Raw genomic sequence first — 3,500 nt, 5'->3', positions numbered from 1 at the left:
GCGGTGTCCGGCAGCGCGCCGGCCAGCGTCGAGTCGATCTCGACGGCGTGCACGTGGGCGGCGGCGCGGAGCAGGCCGAGGGTGAGCGAGCCGAGGCCGGGACCGACCTCCAGGGCCACGTCGTCCGGGGCCAGCCCGGCGGTGGTGACGATCCGGCGGACGGTGTTCGGGTCGTGGACGAAGTTCTGACCGAACTTCTTGGTGGGGGCGACGCCGAGCCGGGTCGCGAGTTCCCGGATCTCCGCCGGGCCGAGCAGGTCTGCGGCCACGGTCAGGACCACGGCCCGAAGGCGCGTTCGCCGGTGGCGGAGATGGCGGCGCAGAGGTCGTCCAGGTCGGCGCCGGTGTGGGTGGCCAGCGCCCGGACGGTCACCGGGATCAGGTACGACGCGTTGGGGCGGCCCCGGTGCGGCATCGGGGTCAGGTACGGCGCGTCGGTCTCCACCAGGATCTGGTCGAGCGGGGTGAGCGCGGCGGCCTCCCGTAGTGCCCCGGCGCTGCCGAAGGTGACGGTGCCGGCGAAGCTGAGCAGGTAGCCCCGGCGGACGCACTCGGCCGCGAACTCGGCGTCGCCGGAGAAGCAGTGCAGCACCACGGTCTCCGGTGCGCCCTCGTCGTCGAGGATGCGCAGCACGTCGGCGTGCGCGTCACGGTCGTGGATGACCAGCGTCTTGGCGTACCGCTTGGCGATGGCGATGTGGGCCCGGAAGCTCTCCTCCTGCGCGGCCCGGCCCTCGTCGCCGGTGCGGTAGAAGTCCATGCCCGTCTCGCCGATGCCGCGTACCCGGTCCTCGGCGGCCAGCGTCTCGATCTCGCGCAGCGAGGCGTCGAGGTCGTGGCACCGGGGCGCCTCGTTGGGGTGCAGCGCCACGGTCGCGACCACCGCCGGGTACGTGCCGGCCACCTCGGCGCCCCAGCGGGAGGACTCGACGTCGACGCCGACCTGCACCAGCCGGTCCACGCCGACGGCGGCGGCGACCTCGATCGCGGCGGCGACCGGGTCGGCGGCGCTGCTGCCCTGCGGGACGCCGACCTCGTTCACCGTGATGTCCAGGTGGGTGTGGCTGTCCAGCACCGGCCGGGGCAGCGGCTCCGGCGCGGGTGGGAACTCGCCGGCGCGGCGGGACGCGCGCTGGCGGCGGGACTCGGTGGGCTCGCTCATCAGTCGACAGCATCACACACCGCCCGAGTCCACCCGCCCGCCACCCGTGGTTCACCTCGGCTACGCCGGAGACCCCTACCGTCGCTCCGGTGAGTATCGGGCCGCGAACGGACGACGACACGGCGCGGCAGCGGACCGGACTGCGGGTGACGTACGGCGGCGCGGTGTACGCGGCCGACGAGATCGCCCGAGGTGCGGCGTACGAGGTGTTCAGCGCCGACGAGGTGACCGGTTTCGAGTGGGCGCCCCGGCCGGGTTCGGCGCTGCCGTGGCGGCGGTTCGTGCACGCCAGCGAGGTGACGGCGGTGCACGGTGCGGCTGCGCCGAGCGAGGAGCCGGAGGCGCCGCTGCTGGTACCGCTGCACCGCGAGCACGGCTGGTCGCAGGTGCACCGGCTCAGCCAGCAGCCCGACGCGGCGGACGATCCGCTGGTCACGGCGGTACGCGCCTCGGCGGTGGTGCGTCGGGGCACCCGGATGGTGAAGGTCCTCTCGGCCCGGCAGCTCGCCGGGTTCGTGCGGGGCTGGTTGCCGCACGGCTTCTGCTTCCGGGAACACGACGTGGCGCATCTGCGGACGCCGGCGGCGACGTCGGTGCTGCGGGCCGACGCCGGGGGCAGCCAGGACGGCGTGGACGTGACGTACGCGGTGCGGTGGCGGGCCGCCGACCCGACCGACTACGACGTGCCGGCCGGCGCGGCGTACCGGGGGCTGGCGGCGTTGGGGTCGCGCGACCGGGTGGGGCCGGCGGTGCTGGGCACCGGGTTCACGCCGAGCAGTCATCACCTGATCCCGGAGTTCGTCACCCGCGACTTCGCCGACCTGCCGATGCCGGCCAACGCCACCCTGCTGGCGTACCCGGCGCAGGGGCCGGAGGTGGTGCTCTACGCGTACCAGGCGGAGCAGCGCGGCTGGTTGCGGATGGCCGGGCCGCAGTGGCGGCACCTGCTGGCCGCCGTGCCGGGGTTGTCCCCGGACCAGGAGTACGTGCCGACCGGCGAGGCTCCCCGGTCGACGCGGCTGGTCGGCGCGTACGGCGGCGGGGAGTACGAGGCGGTGGCGGATCTGCCCGGCGGGTTCCGGGTGCTGGCGTTGACGCGGGCCGCCCGCTACCCGGTCGACGGGGTGAGCCGTCGGGTGCGGGTCGCCACCTGGCGCGGGGTGCCGTGTCTGGTGTTGCGGGAGGAGTCGGGGTGGCTGCGGTTGCGGCTGCGACGCCCGAATCCGGACGCGGTGCTGGCGACCGGGGCGCAGTGTCACGAACGGGGTGTCTACGAGACCTGGGCGCCGGGTGTCGAGGTGACCGACGACCGGGTGGTGGACCACCCGTACGTCCTCTGACGCCGGACCGGTTCGGGCATATCGGCAGGTCACGCGGGAATGCGTGAGCGACCGCGTTGTCTGAATCGTAGGAGTGGACATGCCCTTCATCACTGTCGGGACGGAGAACTCCGCGCCCATCGACCTGTACTACGAGGACCACGGCTCGGGTCAGCCGATCGTGCTGATCCACGGGTTCCCGTTCAACGGGGCGACCTGGGAGAAGCAGATCGATCCCCTGCTCTCGGCCGGGTACCGGGTGATCACGTACGACCGACGGGGCTTCGGCAACTCGGCGCAGCCGGCCTTCGGGTACGACTACGACACCCTGGCCGCCGACCTCGACGTGCTGATGACCGAGCTGGACCTGCGCAACACGATCCTGGTCGGGCACTCGATGGGCACCGGTGAGGTGACCCGTTACCTGGGTGCGTACGGCTCGGACCGGGTGGACCGGGCGGTGCTGCTGGCGCCGCTGGCGCCGTACCTGCGGCAGGCTCCGGACAACCCGGAGGGGGTCGAGGCGAGCCTCTTCGAGGGGTTCAAGAAGGCCATCACCGAGGACCGGTTCGCGTACCTCACCGATTTCTGCAACACGTTCTTCAACTACGACGAGAACCGGGGCAAGCTGGTCAGCGAGGATGCGTACCGGGCGCACTGGGAGATCGGCGCGCGGGCCTCGGCCAAGGCCACGCACGACTGCGTGGACGCCTGGGGCACGGACTTCCGGGCCGACGTGTCGCGGATCGACGTGCCGATGCTGCTCGTGCAGGGCGACAAGGACATGGTCCTGCCGTACCCGAAGACCGGTCAGCGGTTGCAGCCGTTGCTCTCGGACAGCCGGCTGGTGACCCTCAAGGGCGCCCCGCACGGCATTCCGTGGACCAACGCCGACCAGGTCAACGACGCGATCATGGAGTTCATCGGGTCGCCGTCGATGGTCCGGGCCTGACCCGGTCACCGGTGCGGGCGTAGGCCCGCGCCGGGCGACGCGCGGCGGGCGCGATCCCGGTGTCGGG

At 73.0% G+C, this 3,500-nt stretch carries 4 protein-coding genes; 2 read left to right on the top strand and 2 right to left on the bottom strand.

Annotated features, from left to right (window positions below; all coding sequences use genetic code 11):
• Both EYA84_RS28910 and EYA84_RS28905 read right to left on the bottom strand, forming a co-directional pair.
• The coding region (locus EYA84_RS28910) for an rRNA adenine N-6-methyltransferase family protein (RefSeq protein WP_275540820.1) at positions 1-269 on the bottom strand (269 nt) is incomplete at its 3' end.
• A gap of 2 nt (positions 270-271) precedes the next feature.
• Positions 272-1,162 carry a TatD family hydrolase gene (locus EYA84_RS28905; RefSeq protein WP_131057150.1) on the bottom strand — a complete coding sequence of 297 codons (891 nt, stop codon included), beginning with the start codon at positions 1,160-1,162 and terminating at the stop codon, positions 272-274.
• 95 nt (positions 1,163-1,257) lie between these two features.
• On the opposite strand from EYA84_RS28905, the gene EYA84_RS28900 reads away from it, so the two are divergent.
• Positions 1,258-2,502, top strand: coding sequence for a hypothetical protein (locus tag EYA84_RS28900; protein ID WP_131057152.1), 1,245 nt, complete (start codon positions 1,258-1,260; stop codon positions 2,500-2,502).
• 79 nt (positions 2,503-2,581) lie between these two features.
• Entirely contained in the window at positions 2,582-3,433 is an 852-nt protein-coding gene (locus EYA84_RS28895) for an alpha/beta fold hydrolase (RefSeq protein ID WP_131057149.1), read from the top strand.
• The last annotated feature ends 67 nt before the right edge of the window (positions 3,434-3,500 follow it).

The sequence above is a fragment of the Verrucosispora sp. SN26_14.1 genome, from assembly GCF_004307965.1.
Lineage (GTDB): Bacteria > Actinomycetota > Actinomycetes > Mycobacteriales > Micromonosporaceae > Micromonospora.
The sequence above is the reverse complement of the archived record's forward strand: the minus strand, read 5'-3'. Positions and strand labels throughout refer to the sequence as shown.